Source organism: Anaeromyxobacter sp. K, assembly GCF_000020805.1.
Classification (GTDB): Bacteria; Myxococcota; Myxococcia; order Myxococcales; family Anaeromyxobacteraceae; genus Anaeromyxobacter; species Anaeromyxobacter dehalogenans.
Genome location: NC_011145.1, coordinates 4,609,808 through 4,625,461 on the forward strand (window position 1 = coordinate 4,609,808; position 15,654 = coordinate 4,625,461).

Below are 15,654 nucleotides of genomic sequence, written 5' to 3' on the forward strand. Positions count from 1 at the left end.
CTCCTCGGCTCCGGGGGACGGCGTTCAGCGGCCGGCGGCGCCCTGGCGGGGCGCCGGAACGGCGATGGGGGTGAGCTCGGGATCGTCGAGCGCGAGCGCGGCGCGCCGCTCGCGGGCGGCGGCGGCGAGCGCCTCGATGGCGGGGGCGAGCTCGGGGGCGTGGGCCTCGGCCGCGCGCATCCGCTCCACCGCGGCCTCGAGCACGGCGGCGTGGCGCGCCTCGCGCGCCTTCATGGCGTCCACCGCCTCGAGGAAGGTGCGGAAGAACGCCTTCAGCTCGTCCCCCCGCCGAAGGGTCCGCATGCGCGGGAAGCGCCCCTGCGCCATGATGGAGAGGTAATGGCCCATCACGAACACCGGCCCGGCCACGCGGTGCGTGATCACGATGCCGAGCAGGCCGAGCGCGCCCGAGAGCAGCAGGGCGATGCCGGCGAACGCGGCCAGCAGCAGGCGGTCGCTGCGGGCGATGAGCGCGCGCGTGTCGGCGTCCTGCGGCAGGAGCGCGGTGGCCTGCGCGTGGGCCTGGTGCAGCCACAGGCCGAACGCGATCGCCACCACCAGCCCCGCGCCGGCCATGGTCAGCGCGTACTTGAGCTGGAACCCGCGATCGAGCAGGAAGTGGCGCCGCGCGTGGCCCGCGCCGGAAGGGCTCGCGGGGGAGACCTCGGACATCGTGCGTTCCCCTTTCCGCCTGGGCCCGCCTGGACGCCGACCGGGCCGGGCGATTCTACCGCGCGAGCGACCCCCCGCAACGCGGCGCGGCCGCTCCATGTCGGCGCGGCGGGGACAAGGTGTGCGCAGGGCGGACCGCCCGGAGGGCGCCGCGCGTGAGCGCGCGCAGGCCGCTCGCGGCCGCCTGCGAGGCGGTGTACCGCGCCGCCCTGGCGCGCACCGCCGCCGCGCGGCTGGTGACGGAGGCGCTGGCGCGCGAGGCGCTCCCGCCCGGTCCGGTGCGCGTCGCGGCGCTCGGCAAGGCCGCCGCGCCCATGCTGGAGGCGGCGCTGGCCACGCTCCGCGGGCGCGCGCGCGATCCGCTCTGCGTGCTGCCCGAGGGCGCGCGGCCGCCGATGGCGCCGGGCGCCCGCTGCATCGCCGCAGGCCACCCGCGGCCCACCGCCGGCTCGCTCGAGGCGGGGCGGGCGCTCCTCGACTGGGCGGGCGCGGGCGGCGGCGCGCCGGCGCTGGTCTTGCTCTCCGGCGGCGGCAGCGCGCTGGCGGTGGCGCCCGCGGAGGGCGTCGCGGCGGAGGAGAAGGCGGAGGCGATCGCCGCGCTCATGCGCGCCGGGCTCACCATCCAGGCGCTGAACGCGGTGCGCAAGCACCTCTCGCGGCTGAAGGGCGGCCAGCTCGGCGCGCGGCTCGCGCCCGCCGACGTCCGCGTGCTGGTGCTCTCCGACGTGCCCGGCGACGACCTCTCGGTGATCGCCTCCGGCCCGCTCGCGCCGGATCCGAGCACGTTCGGCGAGGCGCTCGCGGCGGTGCACGGCGCGGGCGCGGCGCTGCCGGACCCGGTGCGGGCGCGGCTCGAGGCGGGCGCGCGCGGCGCGCTGCCGGAGACGCCGAAGCCCGGCGACCCGCGCCTCGCCGGCGTGCAGCACCGGCTGCTGGCCGGCCCGGTGGACCTGGCGCGCGCCGCCGCGGAGGTGGCGCGCGGGATGGGCATGGAGGCGGCGGTCGACCCCGTCCCGCTCACCGGCGACGTGGTGTCGGTCGCGGCGCGGCTGGCGCTCTGGGCGCGCGAGCGGGCGGGCCGTCCCGGCGCCCGCGGGCCCCGGCTGCTCGCGCTCGGCGGCGAGCCCACCATCCGCGTCCCCGCCGCCGCGGCCGCGCCCGAGGGCGGGCGGGCGCAGCACCTGGCGCTCCTCGCCGCCGCCGGGCTGGACGGCCTCCCGGCGGCGCTGCTCGCGGCCGGCTCGGACGGGCGCGACGGTCCCACCGGGCAGGCCGGCGCGGTGGTGGACGGCGAGAGCGCGGGGGAGGCCGCGCGCCGCGGGATCGACCTGGCGCGGGCGCTCGCCGAGGCCCGCTCCGGCCCCGCCGCCGTGGCGCTCGGCGCCGCCATCCCGCGCTTCGAGACCGGGACGCACCTGTGCGACCTGGTGCTGGTCGCGGTGGAGTGAGGGCGGGTCCGGCCGCGTCCGGTTGGCGCTCGATCTCGCGCCCTCGCCCGCGTATACAGGGGCGGCCATGCGCATCGCCTTCCTCGGCACCCCCGCCTTCGCGGTCGCCGCGCTCGACGCGCTGGACTGGGCCGGCCACGCGCTCGTGACCGTGGTGGCGCAGCCCGACCGCCCGGCCGGCCGCGGCCAGGCGCTGCGCGAGCCGGCCACCAAGGCCTGGGCGCGCGCGCGCGGCGTCCCGGTGCTCCAGCCGGAGAAGGTCCGCGACGGGACGCTCGCCGCCGCGCTGCGGGCGCTCGCGCCCGACGCGCTGGTGGTCGCCGCCTACGGCCGGATCCTGGGCAAGGACCTGCTCACGCTCGCCCCGCACGGCGCCATCAACGTGCACGGCTCGCTGCTCCCGCGCTGGCGCGGCGCGGCGCCCATCCAGTGGGCGGTGGCCGAGGGCGAGCGCGAGACCGGCGTCACCATCATGCAGATGGACGAGGGGCTCGACACCGGCGACGTCCTGCTGCAGCGCGCGCTCGAGATCCGCGAGGACGACACCTCGGAGACGCTGGCGCCGCGGCTGGCGGCGCTGGGCGGCGAGGCGCTGGTCGAGGCGCTCCGCCTGCTCGAGGCCGGCGCGATCGTGCCGGTGCGCCAGGACGCGGCGCAGGCCACCCTGGCGCGCATCCTCGAGAAGGAGGACGGGCGCATCGCCTGGACCAGCCCGGCGCGCCGCGTCTCCGACCGGCTGCGCGGCTTCACGCCCTGGCCCGGCGCGTTCACCACGCTGGAGGGCCGCACGCTGAAGGTGCTGGAGGCGCGGCCGGGCGCGGACGCGGAGGCGCCCGCGGGCGAGCCCGGCGAGGCCGAGGTGGTCCCCGGGCGCGGGCTGGCGGTCGCGTGCGGCGGCGGCACCGCGCTGCTCGTCACGCGCGTGCAGCTCGAGGGCAGGCCGGCGCAGTCGGCGCTCGACCTCGCGAACGGCCTGCGCAGGAAGCGCTTCCGGCTGGGCACCTGATGGCCGGCCGCCCCACGAACCCGGCCGCGGGCGCGCGCGGCATCGCGTTCGACGTGCTCCGGCGCGTCGAGGAGGGCGGCGCGTACGCGTCGCGCGCGCTCGACGCCGCGCTCGGCGCGGCCGGCGCGCTCGATCCACGCGAGGCGGGGCTCGCCACCGAGCTGGTCTACGGGACCCTGCGGCGGGCGCTCGCGCTCGACGCCGCGCTGGCGCCGCACTCCCGCCGCCCGCTCGCCGAGCTGGACCCGGCCGCGCGCGTGGCGCTGCGGCTCGGCGCCTACCAGCTGCTCGTGCTCGGCACGCCCGCGCACGCCGCCGTCGGCGAGACGGTGGCGCTCGCGAAGGCGGTGGACCACGGCCGCGCCGCCGGGTACGTGAACGCGGTCCTCCGGTCGCTGTCGCGCGCGGCGCGCTTCCCGGACCCGCCGGCGCTCGAGGCGGACCCGGCCGGCCACGTCGCCGCGGCCGAGGCGCTGCCGCGCTGGGTGGCGGAGGAGTGGGTGGGCTGGCTGGGCGCCGGCGAGGCGCTGGCGCTCGCCCGGGCCATGAACGCGCCCGCCCCGCTGTGCGTGCGCACGCCGGATCGCGAGGCGCTGCTCGCGCGCGCCCGCGCCGCCGGCCTCGCCGCGGCGCCGGCCGCCCGCGCGCCGGGCGGGGTGGTGCTCACCGGCGCGTCGGTCGGCGAGCTGGCCCGCGCGGCCGGCGGCGTGCCGTTCCAGGTGCAGGACGAGGCCGCCCAGCTCGTGACGCTCCTCGCGGCGGGCGACCTGGCCGGCCGGCCTGCCCGCGTGCTCGACGCCTGCGCCGCGCCGGGCGGCAAGGCGTTCCACCTCGCCGAGCTGCTCGGGCCCGGCGCCGAGGTGGTCGCGATCGAGCTCCACCCGCGCAAGGCCGACGAGCTGGCGCGCGAGGCCGCCCGCCGCGGGCTCGCGGCGGTCCGGGTGGTCTGCGCCGACGCCGGGAAGCCCATCCCCGGGCTCGAGCCCGGGAGCTTCGACGCGGTGCTGGTGGACGCGCCCTGCGCCGGCCTCGGCACGCTCCGGCGCCACCCCGAGCTGAAGCTGCGCCGCGCGCCCGGGGACCTGCCGCGCATGGCCGCGCTCCAGCGCAAGATCGCCCTGAACGCGGCGCGCTACGCCCGGCCCGGCGCGCCGGTCGTCTACTCGATCTGCTCGCTCTCCCGCGCCGAGGGGCCGGAGGTGGTCGAGACGCTGCTCGGCGAGGGCTTCCGCCGCGCCCCGCCGCCCGCCGGCTTCCCGGCCGACGTGCTCGACGCGCGGGGCGATCTCCTCACCCTCCCGAGCCGCCACGGGACCGACGGCTTCTACGCCGCGCGGCTGGTGCGGGACGTGCCCTCCAGCGACTAGGATCGCCCCATGCCCCTGCCCATCCGCATCGCCCCGTCGATCCTCTCCGCCGACTTCGGCCGGCTCGCCGAGGAGGTCCGCGCGGTCGAGGCCGCCGGCGCCGACGTGATCCACGTGGACGTGATGGACGGCCGGTTCGTGCCGAACATCACCATCGGCCCGCTGGTGGTGGAGGCGGTGCGCAAGGTCACGAAGCTCCCGGTGGACGCGCACCTCATGATCGTCGAGCCGGAGAAGTACGTGGAGGCGTTCGCGAAGGCGGGCGCCGACCTCGTCTCGGTGCACGCCGAGGTCTCGCCGCACCTCCACCGCACGCTGCAGGCCATCCGCGCCGCGGGCGCGCGCCCGGCGGTGGCGCTCAACCCGTCCACCGACCTCACCGCCGTCGAGTACGTGCTCGGCGACTGCGAGATGGTGCTCGTCATGACCGTCAACCCGGGCTTCGGCGGGCAGAAGTACATCGAGGCCTGCACCGAGAAGGTCCGCCGCCTGCGGGCCATGGCGGACGCGCGCGGGCTGGCGCTCGAGATCGAGGTGGACGGCGGCGTGAAGCCGGAGACCGCCGCCAAGGTGGCGGCCGCGGGCGCGAACGTGCTCGTCGCCGGCACGGCCGTGTTCGGTGCGCCGGACTACCGCCAGGCCATCGCGGGCATCCGCGCCGCCGCGGAGCGCGGCCGCGGCTAGTCGTCCTCGACCGGCTCGACCCGGACGCGCACCACGCCGTCCTCGACCATGCCGAGCTTGCGGGCCGCCGCGTAGGACAGGTCCACCACCCGGCCGCCGGCGAACGGGCCGCGGTCGGTGACCTTCACCACCACGCTCTTGCCGGACTCGAGCGACGTCACCTTGAGGCGCGTGCCGAACGGCGCGGTCCGGTGCGCGCAGGTCATGGCGTGCATGTCGAAGCGGCTGCCGCTGGCGGTCCGCCGCCCGTGGTGCCGCTTGCCGTAGTAGCTCGCGAGGCCGACCTGCTCGCCCGATCGCGCGGGCGCCTCGGCGGCGCGGGCCGGCTCGCCGCCGCCGGGACCGCCGCCGGCCTCGCGCGCGGGTCCGTGCGCGCAGGCGGCCGCGGCGCAGAGCGCCACCGCCGCCGCGCGGAGCGCGCGCCCGCTCACGCGGTGCGCCTCCCTCGGAAGGTGCGCTGCACCTCGGGGTGGTCCGCGATGAGCGTCAGCGCCTCCTCGAGCAGCGTCCGGCCCGGCTCCATCTTGAACCAGGTCGAGGCACCCGACGGGTGCGGCAGCGGGATCACGTCGGTCTTCACGCCGTGGAAGTACGCACGCAGCGTGCGCCCGACCACGGCCGCGATGGGCTCCGTGTGGCCGAGCACCTCCTGGATGGCGAGGCGACCGACCGGGATCACCAGCCGAGGCCGGAGGATCTCCACCTCCCGCCGGACGAAACCCCGCCACAGCGCGCACTCGTCGGGCGTGGGCACGCGGTCGCCGCCGCCCGGCGCCTTGCCGGGGAAGCATCGCACCACGGCGGAGATGTAGACGCGCTCGCGGACCAGCTCCTCGCCGGCGCCGGTGGCGCGCTCCAGCCAGCGGAACAGCGTCTTGCCCGCGGTCCACGCGAACGGGCGGCCGAAGCGCGCCTCGTGCGGCCCGGGCGCCTGGCCGATGAGGAAGATCCGGCTCGCCACCGGCGGGCCGTGGATGGGCGGGCCGAAGCCGCGCGGCCGGAACGCCGCCACGTCGCGGAGCACCGCCTCGAGCGCGGTGACGGTCTTCGGGGGGCGCGGCACGGGGGGCCGAGCCTACCCGCACGGCGGCCGCGCGCCAACCGGCCCGGGTGCGCAGGCGTGCGTGCGTCTGCTACCCCTCGCGCCAGGGCTCCTCGCGCACCGAGTGGATCCAGCCCTCGCAGCGCGGGACGTTCGCGGGCACGCCCACGAACCCGAAGTGCCAGGCGGCCGCGGCGGCGGTGGCCGACAGCACCGCGTCGAGGTGCTCGCCGTCGCCGTCCTCGACGATCTGCGCCGCCTGCTCCATCTCGAACTCGAGCTTGGCGGCGTGGCGCAGCGTGCGGAGGATCTTCGCGCGGGTGGAGGAGCGCGCGACGCCGTCGCGCTCGTCGTCGCGGTACGTGCACACCCCGCACATCGCGCGCGCCACGTGGCCCGGGCGCACCTCGACCACGAGCGGCTTGCCGGCGGCCGGCGGATCCCAGGGCAGGAAGGCGGCGGTGGCGCGGGCCATGGTGCACAGGCCGAAGAAGGTCTGCCGGAACGCGCGCGCGCTGGTGGGGGTGGCCGGCTCGGCGCGGTAGCAGTCGGTGAAGCGCGGGCGGTCCTTCCCGAGCTCCGCGCGCAGCCGCGCCGCGCCCTCGGAGAAGTCGCCGCCCTGCCCGAGGAAGCGCTCCTCGAGGTTGCGGCCCAGCACCGCCGGGCCGCGGATGGCCTGCCGCAGCAGGCCGAGCTGGCGCAGGTGGGTCTCGGAGAGCGAGAGCGCGAAGTCCACGCCCAGGGTGAGGCGCCCCTCGGCCCAGCGCGTCTCCTCCGCCAGCCAGGCGGCGAAGCGCGCCTGCACGTCGCGGCGGCCGGGCGCGTCGGTGAACGGGCGCCACAGGCGCGTCAGGCGCGCCCGCTCCGGCTCGCACTCGATCTTGGCGGCGAGGATCTGGTTGCCGGCGCCCTCGATCCCGCTCCAGCGCAGCCCGATGACCACGCCGCGCTCGGGCAGCCCGATCCTGGGCGGCGACGCCCTGCCATAGACGGCACCCGAAGCGGTGGATGGCTCGTTCTCGTTTGGCATGGCGTTCGCTGCGTTTATCGCCCGGTTCCGGCGGGTGTCAACGCTGCGCCCGACCCCCGCCCCGGATTCACGCGCGGGGGCGGCGGAACCGGACCCTCGGTACGACCGGCGCGCCCACGCGCCCCCGTTCGTTCGGGCCCTGCCGGGACGCAGCGCCCGGTGCACGGCCGAGCGCTCAGGGGGTTCCCTCTACGGGCCGCCGTGCTCAGAGTACGGGCGAACATGGCTTCCCCCGCTCGCATCCTCGTCGTCGAAGACGACGTCGCCATCCGGGAAACGATCGCCGAGCTGCTGCAGGAAGAGGGCTACGCGGTCAGCTGCGCCTCGAACGGCGCGGAGGCGCTGGACCGGCTCGCCGCGGTCGATCAACCGCCCAACCTGATCGTGCTCGACCTGATGATGCCGATCATGGACGGCTGGGCGTTCCGCTCGGTCCAGCGCGAGGATCCGCGCCTCTCCGCGATCCCCGTGCTCGTGCTCTCGGCGGGCCACGGCGGCGACAGCCGCGCCGTCGCCAACCTGGCCGCCGAGGCATTCCTCCCGAAGCCGTTCGACCTGGCGAGCTTCGTGGACGCGGTGCACCGGCTCTGCTGACCTCGGCGCGGGCGCGCGCCGCCGCGCGCGCCCCGAGCAGCGCCGCCAGGATCGTCGCGAACACGTACGGGCGCAGCGCGTCCGCCTTCACGCGCCAGACGAAGTGCACCACGCCGAGCGCGGCCACGGCGTAGACCAGCCGGTGCAGCCGCTTCCAGCGCGCGTACCCGAGGCGCCGGACCCAGCGGTCGGTGGACGTGACCGCGAGCGGCACGAGCAGCAGCCAGGCGACGAACCCGACCGCCATGAACTTCCGCTTCAGCACGTCCTTCGCGAGCACGTGCAGGTCGAAGAACTGGTCCACGCCCACGTACCAGCACAGGTGCAGCGTGGCGTACGCGAACGTGAACAGGCCGAGCATGCGCCGCACCCGCACCGGCCAGGCGAGGCCGAGGAGGTCGTGCGCCGGCGTGGGCACGAGCGAGAGCGTGAGCAGCGTCAGCGTCCAGAAGCCGAGCCGGTTGAGCACCGCCTCGATGGGGTTCGCGCCCAGCCCGCCGGTGAACGCGTCCCAGGCGAGCTTCGCGAGCGGGAGGCAGCAGGCCGCGAAGGTGAGCGCCTTCAGGAGGCGGATGCGGGCGCGCGTCACGGCGGGTCAGTAGTTCTTGCGCAGGTCGAGGCCGGCGTAGAGCGGCGCGACCTCGGCGGCGTAGCCGTTGAACGGCAGCGTCTTGCGGCGGAAGAACTCGCCGATGCGCCGCTCGCGCGCCTGGCTCCAGCGCGGGTGGTCCACCTCGGGGTTCACGTTCGCGTAGAAGCCGTACTCGTCCGGCGCGGCGTCGTTCCAGGTCGTGTGCGGCCGGTCGGCGAGGAAGGTGATCCGCACGATCGACTTCGCGCCCTTGAACCCGTACTTCCACGGCACCACCAGCCGGAGCGGCGCGCCGTTCTGCCCGGGCAGCGCGCGGCCGTAGAGCCCGACGGCGAGCAGCGCGAGCGGGTGGGTGGCCTCGTCGATGCGGAGCGCCTCCACGTACGGCCACGGCAGCACCGGGCGGCGCTGGCCGGGGAGCTGGTCGCGATCGAGCAGCGTCTGGAACGCGACGTACTTCGCGCGGGAGGTCGGCTCGAGGCGGCGCACCAGGTCGGCGAGCGGGAAGCCCACCCACGGGATCACCATGGACCAGGCCTCCACGCAGCGCATCCGGTAGACGCGCTCCTCCGGCGGGAACATGCGGACGAGCGCGTCCACGTCGAGCGTCTGCGGCCGCTTCACCTCGCCGGCGATGGTGACGGTCCACGGGCGGGCACGGAGCGAGCCGGCGTTGCGCGACGGGTCCTCCTTGGAGGTCCCGAGCTCGTAGAAGTTGTTGTAGCCGGTGACCGAGTCCCAGGGCGTGGGCGTCTCGCCGCCGGCCTGGTCGACCCGGCGCGCCACCTGCAGGGCCGCGCCGCTGGGCTCGCCGGCCCGCGCGCCGCGCGCGACGAGCAGCCCCACCGCGCCCGCGGCGCCGAGCGCCAGGAACTCCCGCCGCCGGAGGTAGAGGGCCTCCGGGGTCGCCTCCCGCTCCGCCATGTCCGGCCGCCAGCGCGCCATCGACGCCCTCGCTCTCCGCCGGGAGGTACGCGCCGCCCGGCGGCGGGTTGCATAATGGCCCGGAGATGCCCCTGCTGCGCTGCCACGGCGCCCTGGACGAGCTCGCGATGTGGGGCGAGGACCGGCGCCGCCGCGCCCCGGTCCCGTTCCGCGGGGCGGACGGCGCGCCGCTCGACTGCTTCGGGCCGCTCCCGCCGCTGCCGGCGCCGCCGGGCCCGTCCGGTCCGTGGCGCGCGCCGTCGCCGCGGCCCTGCCCGGGCGACGCCGAGATGGCGGCGGTGGTGCGGCCGCCGGAGGGCCCGCGCCGCGGGACGGTCGTGCTGGTGCCGCCGTGGAAGCTCCCCCGCCTCGGCCTGGTGGCGCGCTGGGAGCGCGCGCTCGCCGCCGAGGGGCTCGCGTGCTGGACGCTGGTGCCGCCGCGGCACCTGCATCGCGCCGCGCCCGGCGTGCGGAGCGGCGAGGGGTTCGTCACGCCCGACGTCCCGGCCCTGCGGACCGCGATGGAGCAGCTCGTGCTCGAGATCCGCGTCCTCGTCGCGCTGGCCCGCGCGCAGGGTGGCGCGGCCGGCGTCTGCGGGCTCTCGCTGGGCGCGCTCGCGGCCGGGCTCGCCGCCACCGCGCCGGAGTCGCCGGACTTCGCCGCGCTGGTGGCGCCGCCCGTGGACCTCGCCGCGGTGTTCGAGGGGACGCGGATCGGCCGGCGCTACCTGGGCCTGGCGCGCCGCGCCGGGGCGCCGCCGCCGCCGGCGCCGGAGCTCGCCGCGATGCTGGCGCCGTTCCGGCCGGACGCGCGGCCGCCCACCGCGGGGCGGGTGCTGGTGGTGACCGGCGAGGCGGACCGGATCGCGCTCCGGCCGGGCGCGGAGGCGCTGGCGGAGCGCTGGGGCGCCGCGCGGGAGCGCTTCCCGCGCGGGCACCTCACGCTCATTTTCGGGTGCGCCGCGGCGCGCCGCGCGGTGGCGCGCTTCGCCGCCGCACGCTGACTACTTCTTCTTCGCGCCGCCGGCCTTGCACGCGTCGCGCGCGCCCTTCACCTCGTCGAAGAACGCGGCCGGCACGACCCCGCCGCGCACCACCGGCCAGGTCTTCTCCATGGCGGTGCGCCAGGCGGCCTGATCGCCCTTCTCCACCTGCAGCCCCTGCTTCTGCATGGCCGTGACGGCGTCGGTGTTGAGCCGCTTCACCTCGAGGTCCACCTTCTCGCCCAGCTCCTTGGCGATGGCGACGAGCTTGGCGCGGGTGTCCGCCGGGATCTTCTCCCAGGCGTCCTTGCGCACCAGCGTCGCGCCCATCATCCAGCTCCACGGCAGGTCCATCATGTGGCTCGCCTTCTCGTGCAGGCGGGCGGTGAGGACGTACAGCGGCACGTTCGGGATGCAGTCGATCATGCCGGTCTGCAGCGAGGGGACGATGTCGTTCGACGAGAGCACCACCGGCTTCAGCCCGGCCGCGCGGAACGCCTCCACGCTCTTCGGGTCGCCCTCCCAGGCCCAGATCTTCGCGTTCGCCATGTCCGCCGGCGAGCGGTGCGCCGAGGAGCAGAACAGGTGGATGGCGCCGATGCGGCTCCACTGCAGCGCGATCAGCCCGCGCTTCTCCAGCGCCGCCTCGAGCTGCGGCCGCATCTTCGCGAACGCGCACTCCATCTGCGCCTGGTCCTCGAACAGGAACGGGACCGAGAGCGCCTGCGGCTCGGGGATGACGTCGTGCATGCCGACGTTGGAGATGGCCGCGCCCTGGAGCTGGCCGATCCCCATCTTCCGGACCATGTCGCCCTCGCTGCCCTGGGCGCCGCCGGCGTAGATGCGGAGCCTCACCTGCCCGCCGGACGCCTGCTCCCAGCGCTGCGCCATCTCCTTCAGGATCTCGTGCCAGGTGGACCCCTGCGGCGCGAGCGTGCCGAGCTTGATGACCACGTTCTGGGCGCGGGCGGCCGGGGCGAGCGCCGCGAGGAGCGCGGCGAGGAGCAGCTTCTTCACGTGGGACTCCCGGGACTAGAGGAACAGATCGTCGACGTGGTCGAGCAGCGCGCGGGCGCGCCGCTGGGCCAGGATGTTGGCGAGCCGGTACTTCGGCTCGGCGTCCGGATCGGCGCGCACGACCTCCTCGAGGACGCGCGTGAACTCGGCCCGGTCCTGCTGCTGGACGAGGACGCCCTCCGCCCAGGAGACGAGCGGACCCAGCTTCTTGTTCATCGAGAGGGCGAGCGCCCGGTCCATGTGCGCCCTGGCCCTCCCCGCCCCGCCGCCCTGGGCGGCGCTGCGGGTGGCGTCGTAGGAGACGAAGAACTCGTGGATCGCCCCCTCGCCCCAGCGCTCGTCGAGCTCGAGCGCGCGCTCCATCATCGCGATCGCGACCGGCAGCTCGGCCACGAGCTGCATGTCGCCCTTGCCGTTCACGATGGCGAGCGTCCAGGCGGAGGCGGTCCAGTACAGCAGCGGGACGTCCTCCTTCTCGGCGCGCCGGAGCGCGCCCGCCACGTCGCGCCCGTCGCGGAGGCGGCGGGAGAGCTTCTCGTGGCGGACCTCCAGCCCGCGCAGCCCGTACTCGCGGGCGCGCAGGAAGAGCTTCTTCGCGCGGGCCCGGCCGGCGCGGGCCGCGTCGATGCGGCCGTCGAGGTCGGCCTGCTCGGCGTCCGCCTGCACGAACGCGTAGCCGTACTGGGTGAAGCTGCTGGTGAGCGCGGTGAGGAGCCCGACGTGCCGGGGGTTCTCCTCGAGGATCCCCTCCATCGTCTTCAGGCCGAACGGGACGGCGTCGCGCACCAGCTCCGGATCGTCGTCCGAGGCGTAGGAGGTGCCGCTCTGCGCGATCGCGTCCGCCGCGAAGGAGAGCGCGGCGCTCTTGCACCCGGCGAGCGGCGGCAGCGTGACCGCCAGTATGAGGGCGACGTGTGTACGGTTCACGCGGGATGGCCCGTCCGCGGAGGGATCGTGATAAGCGTGGGTACTCATAGATGCCCCTCCGTGAGGGGTCAATCGACTTTCGCGTGACCGCCCCAACCATCTCCAGCCACGGCGATCCGGAAGCGCAGGGCACGCGCATCGAGCGCGGCCTCGTCACGTTCCTGCTCGTGACGATGATCCTGCTGCCGGCCGCCTCCACCGTGTCGCGGCGCCTCCTCGGCCGGGAGCTGCCCGGCTCGGCCGTGCTCGCGCAGCACATCACCCTCTGGGTGGGCTTCCTCGGAGCGATGCTCGCCACCGCGAGCGGACGCCACCTCGCCCTGTCCACGCTCGATGTCATCCCGGTCGGCTGGCCCCGCACCGCGGCCTGGTTCCTCGGCCAGGCGGTCTCCGCCGCGGTGACCGCGCTGCTCGCCTGGGCGTCGCTCGAGCTGGTCAAGGTGGAGTGGACCGGCTTCGGGCAGGTCGCGTTCGGCATCAAGGTCGCCTGGAGCCAGCTGGTGATGCCGGTGGGCTTCGCGATCATGGCGCTGCGCTTCGCGTGGCGGGCCGGCGCGCCGTGCGAGTCGCTCCGCTGCTGGGGGCTGCGCGTCGCCGCCGCGCTGATCGCCGCGGGCGCCTTCCTGCTCGGCTCGGCCGTGCCCGGCCCCGCGCTCACCTGGATCCTGTCGATCCTGGTGCTGCTCGCGTTCCTGCTGGGCGCGCCGGTGTTCGTGGCCATGGCGGGCCTCGCCATGGTGCTGTTCTTCCGCGACGCGGGCGACCCGATCGCCATCGTCGCGGTCCCCACCGCCACGTTCAACCTGGTCTCGTCGGCCACGCTGCCCGCCATCCCGCTGCTCACCGCGGCCGGCTACGTGCTCGCCGAGGGCGGCGCGGCGCGCCGGCTGGTGCGCGCGTACAAGGGGATCTTCGGCTGGATGCCGGGCGGCGTCGCGGTGATGGCGACGTTCGTCTGCGCGCTGTTCACCACCTTCACCGGCGCGTCCGGCGTCACCATCCTCGCGCTGGGCGGCCTGCTGCTCCCGGCGCTGCTCGAGGACGGCTACCCGGAGGACTTCTCGGTCGGCCTGGTCACGGCCGCCGGCTCGCTGGGCCTGCTGTTCCCGCCCTCGCTGCCGGTGATCCTGTACGGCGTGGTGGCGCAGGCGCCCATCGACCACCTGTTCATCGGCGGCCTGGTGCCGGGCCTGCTCATGATCGTCCTCGTGGCTGCGTACGGCGTGATCGTGGGCGTCCGCTCCCGCGCGCCGCGGCAGGCGTTCCACCCGCGCGAGGCGCTCGCCGCGCTGTGGGACGCGAAGTGGGACCTGGGGCTCCCGACGCTCGTCGTCGTGGCGGTGGGGTCCGGGTTCGCCACGGTGGTGGAGGCCGCCGCGCTCGCGGCCGCCTACGCGCTGGTGGTGGAGCTGCTCGTGTTCCGCTCGATCGGCCCGGTGCGCGACCTGCCGCGGGTGCTGGTCCACGCGTCCACGCTGGTGGGGAGCGTGGTGATCCTGCTCGGCACCGCGCTCGGCCTCACCTCCTGGTTCGTGGACGCGGAGATCCCCACCCGGCTGGTGGAGTGGATGACGGCGCACGTGCACTCGCCGGCGCTGTTCCTGCTCATGCTGAACGCGGTGCTGCTGGTGCTCGGCAGCGTGCTCGAGATCTACTCGGCCATCGTGGTGCTGGCGCCCCTGGTCGCGCCGCTCGGCGTCGCGTACGGCATCGAGCCCATCCACCTCGGCGTGGTGTTCCTCGCGAACCTCGAGCTCGGCTTCCTGTTCCCGCCCATGGGGCTCAACCTGTTCCTGTCGGCCTCGCGGTTCAACAAGCCGCTGCCGTACCTGTACCGCAAGGCGTTCCCGTTCCTGCTCATCATGAGCGCGGGCGTGCTCGCCATCACCTACCTGCCGGCCATCACCACCGGCGTGGTGGAGCTGCTGGCGCGGGACTAGGGAGGCGCCCGACCACGGTCGGGGGGACGCGCCACGGCGGCGATCAGGCCAGGCGCGATGCTCCGCCGGTGACGGCCGCGATCACCGCGTTCAGCGTCGCGAGCCGATCGAGTCCGTTCGTCCGCAGGACGTGCTGCTCGAGCTCCCCCATCGACGAGAGCTGCCGGTAGAGCGCCGTGATGGCTTCGGGATCGGCGAGCGCATCACCGCCGCGGTCCCGGCAACGCTCGATCGCCACGGCGAGCTCCGGGCGCAGGACGAGGTAGTGGAGCGGTACGGACAGGGCCCTGAACGGCTGCAGGAACCAGGGCCCGATGATGCCGTCGAGGACGACGAAGTACCCGCCCCTGGCATAGCCCTCGGCCACCTTCGCCAGGACGTCGATCACCACCCGGTTCTGCTCGTGCGACTCGGGCAGATACGGCGCGAGCGCGCCATTCTTGATGAAGTGCCAGAAGTCGTCGGCGTGGAGGTGCACCTTGGGCGAGCCCGGCTCGCTGGCGAGGGCGCGGGCAGTCGTGGTCTTCCCGGCGCCCGGCGGGCCGGTCAGGATGAGGACTTCGCCTGCCAGGTCGACCATGACCGCTCCCGTTCCCGACCTGCCGCTCATTGCGCGCGCGGCGCCGGCCAGCCCTCGCGCAGCGCGAACACCGCCAGCGTCACGGCGTACGCGCCGGCCACGTCGATGGTGTAGTGCAGGTGCGCGAGGAACACCGACGCGACCACCAGCACGTGGCCCACGAGCGCCGGCCAGCGCAGGCGCGGCCACCGCCACACGTAGAGCAGGAGCAGGAACGTGGTGGCGGTGTGGCCGGAGAAGAACAGGTCCTTGGTGAGGTACGCGCGCATCGAGCCGTTCGCGAACACCTGCCACGGCGAGAGGAGCTGCGCGTAGGCGTCCCAGGGAGCGTGCCCGGAGATCCCCGGGCCGGCCCGCGCCGGATCGGGCGCGCCGAGGCCGGTCATGGCGATGGTGGCGCCGCGCAGCAGCGACACGATCGCACCGGTCACGTTGTAGCGGACGAAGGTGCGCGGCGAGATCCAGAGCAGCGCCGCCGCCACCGGCAGGTAGATGCCCAGCCACAGCACGTAGTTCCCGCGCGCCACCCACTCGACGTACGGGACGTGCGCGAGCACGAGGTCGGGCAGCGCGGCGGGCGCGGGGCGGAGCTCGTTCCAGACCGCGGCCGCGGTCATGGCGGCGTAGCTCGCCAGGCGCAGCGCGAGCGCGAGCAGCACCGCGGCCCAGGCGGCGCGCAGGGCGGGCCAGCCGCCCTCGGCCGGCGGCGGCGCGCTCGCGGACGGGGCGAGCCGCGCGGGCGCGGGCTGGGGCGACGGGGCGGCCATGGAGGGGGTGTATAGAGCACGCCGGCGGCCGGGGCACCAGCCACCCACGGCGCCCTCCGCCGGCGTGGGTTACAATCCGTC

16 protein-coding genes and 1 pseudogene are annotated in these 15,654 nt (G+C 76.0%); 7 read left to right on the plus strand and 10 right to left on the minus strand.

Translation table 11 applies throughout. From position 1 onward, the window contains the following. Positions 1-24: 24 nt before the first annotated feature. Complete coding sequence (locus ANAEK_RS20480; protein WP_012528036.1) at positions 25-672, minus strand: hypothetical protein; 648 nt, start codon at positions 670-672, stop codon at positions 25-27. Between the two features lie 155 nt (positions 673-827). Here ANAEK_RS20480 and ANAEK_RS20485 point away from each other — a divergent pair, with 155 nt between their 5' ends. The 4 genes from ANAEK_RS20485 to rpe all read left to right on the plus strand — a co-directional run bounded on the left by ANAEK_RS20485 (position 828) and on the right by rpe (position 5,177). Continuing rightward, positions 828-2,120 carry a glycerate kinase gene (locus ANAEK_RS20485; protein ID WP_232288297.1) on the plus strand — a complete coding sequence of 431 codons (1,293 nt, stop codon included), beginning with the start codon at positions 828-830 and terminating at the stop codon, positions 2,118-2,120. 67 nt (positions 2,121-2,187) lie between these two features. Then, on the plus strand, positions 2,188-3,126 hold the full coding sequence (fmt, locus tag ANAEK_RS20490) for a methionyl-tRNA formyltransferase (RefSeq protein ID WP_012528038.1): 939 nt from the start codon (positions 2,188-2,190) through the stop codon (positions 3,124-3,126). Next, complete coding sequence (locus ANAEK_RS20495) at positions 3,126-4,493, plus strand: RsmB/NOP family class I SAM-dependent RNA methyltransferase (RefSeq protein ID WP_012528039.1); 1,368 nt, start codon at positions 3,126-3,128, stop codon at positions 4,491-4,493. Before fmt ends, ANAEK_RS20495 begins: the two co-directional genes overlap by 1 nt. 9 nt (positions 4,494-4,502) lie before the next feature. Beyond that, positions 4,503-5,177, plus strand: coding sequence for a ribulose-phosphate 3-epimerase (gene rpe / locus ANAEK_RS20500; RefSeq protein WP_012528040.1), 675 nt, complete (start codon positions 4,503-4,505; stop codon positions 5,175-5,177). Here rpe and ANAEK_RS20505 read toward each other — a convergent pair. From ANAEK_RS20505 to ANAEK_RS20515, 3 genes are all read right to left on the minus strand, one after another. After that, complete coding sequence (locus ANAEK_RS20505) at positions 5,174-5,608, minus strand: septal ring lytic transglycosylase RlpA family protein (RefSeq protein WP_012528041.1); 435 nt, start codon at positions 5,606-5,608, stop codon at positions 5,174-5,176. The genes rpe and ANAEK_RS20505 overlap by 4 nt on opposite strands. Then, positions 5,605-6,240, minus strand: coding sequence for a uracil-DNA glycosylase family protein (locus ANAEK_RS20510; RefSeq protein WP_012528042.1), 636 nt, complete (start codon positions 6,238-6,240; stop codon positions 5,605-5,607). Before ANAEK_RS20510 ends, ANAEK_RS20505 begins: the two co-directional genes overlap by 4 nt. Before the next feature lie 70 nt (positions 6,241-6,310). After that, entirely contained in the window at positions 6,311-7,249 is a 939-nt protein-coding gene (locus ANAEK_RS20515; RefSeq protein WP_012528043.1) for a hypothetical protein, read from the minus strand. A 222-nt stretch (positions 7,250-7,471) separates the two neighbouring features. Here ANAEK_RS20515 and ANAEK_RS20520 point away from each other — a divergent pair. Further along, positions 7,472-7,768, plus strand: a pseudogene (locus ANAEK_RS20520) (response regulator); the annotation flags it as partial. On the opposite strand, the gene ANAEK_RS23670 reads toward ANAEK_RS20520, so the two are convergent. Continuing rightward, positions 7,656-8,432 carry a sulfite oxidase heme-binding subunit YedZ gene (locus tag ANAEK_RS23670; protein WP_085931213.1) on the minus strand — a complete coding sequence of 259 codons (777 nt, stop codon included), beginning with the start codon at positions 8,430-8,432 and terminating at the stop codon, positions 7,656-7,658. The pseudogene ANAEK_RS20520 and the gene ANAEK_RS23670 sit on opposite strands and share 113 nt — an antisense overlap. Before the next feature lie 6 nt (positions 8,433-8,438). Then, a complete protein-coding gene (gene msrP / locus ANAEK_RS20530) occupies positions 8,439-9,380 on the minus strand; it encodes a protein-methionine-sulfoxide reductase catalytic subunit MsrP (RefSeq protein WP_012528045.1) in 942 nt (313 codons plus the stop codon). A 65-nt stretch (positions 9,381-9,445) separates the two neighbouring features. On the opposite strand from msrP, the gene ANAEK_RS20535 reads away from it, so the two are divergent. Beyond that, the gene (locus tag ANAEK_RS20535; protein ID WP_012528046.1) at positions 9,446-10,363 is read left to right on the plus strand and encodes a hypothetical protein; all 918 of its coding nucleotides are present in this window, start codon (positions 9,446-9,448) and stop codon (positions 10,361-10,363) included. Here the strand turns inward: ANAEK_RS20535 and dctP are convergent, their stop codons facing one another. Next, the gene (gene dctP, locus ANAEK_RS20540) at positions 10,364-11,359 is read right to left on the minus strand and encodes a TRAP transporter substrate-binding protein DctP (RefSeq protein WP_012528047.1); all 996 of its coding nucleotides are present in this window, start codon (positions 11,357-11,359) and stop codon (positions 10,364-10,366) included. It lies immediately after the preceding gene. A 15-nt stretch (positions 11,360-11,374) separates the two neighbouring features. Further along, complete coding sequence (locus ANAEK_RS20545; RefSeq protein ID WP_232288298.1) at positions 11,375-12,286, minus strand: TRAP transporter TatT component family protein; 912 nt, start codon at positions 12,284-12,286, stop codon at positions 11,375-11,377. Between the two features lie 83 nt (positions 12,287-12,369). Here ANAEK_RS20545 and ANAEK_RS20550 point away from each other — a divergent pair, with 83 nt between their 5' ends. Further along, positions 12,370-14,226 (plus strand): TRAP transporter large permease subunit, encoded by a 1,857-nt coding sequence (locus tag ANAEK_RS20550; RefSeq protein ID WP_232288299.1) that lies wholly within the window; start codon positions 12,370-12,372, stop codon positions 14,224-14,226. Between the two features lie 43 nt (positions 14,227-14,269). Here ANAEK_RS20550 and ANAEK_RS20555 read toward each other — a convergent pair whose 3' ends face one another. Together ANAEK_RS20555 and ANAEK_RS20560 are read right to left on the minus strand one after the other, a co-directional pair. Then, complete coding sequence (locus tag ANAEK_RS20555) at positions 14,270-14,806, minus strand: AAA family ATPase (protein WP_012528050.1); 537 nt, start codon at positions 14,804-14,806, stop codon at positions 14,270-14,272. Positions 14,807-14,832: 26 nt separating this feature from the next. Further along, on the minus strand, positions 14,833-15,573 hold the full coding sequence (locus tag ANAEK_RS20560) for a phosphatase PAP2-related protein (RefSeq protein WP_012528051.1): 741 nt from the start codon (positions 15,571-15,573) through the stop codon (positions 14,833-14,835). Positions 15,574-15,654: the final 81 nt, after the last annotated feature.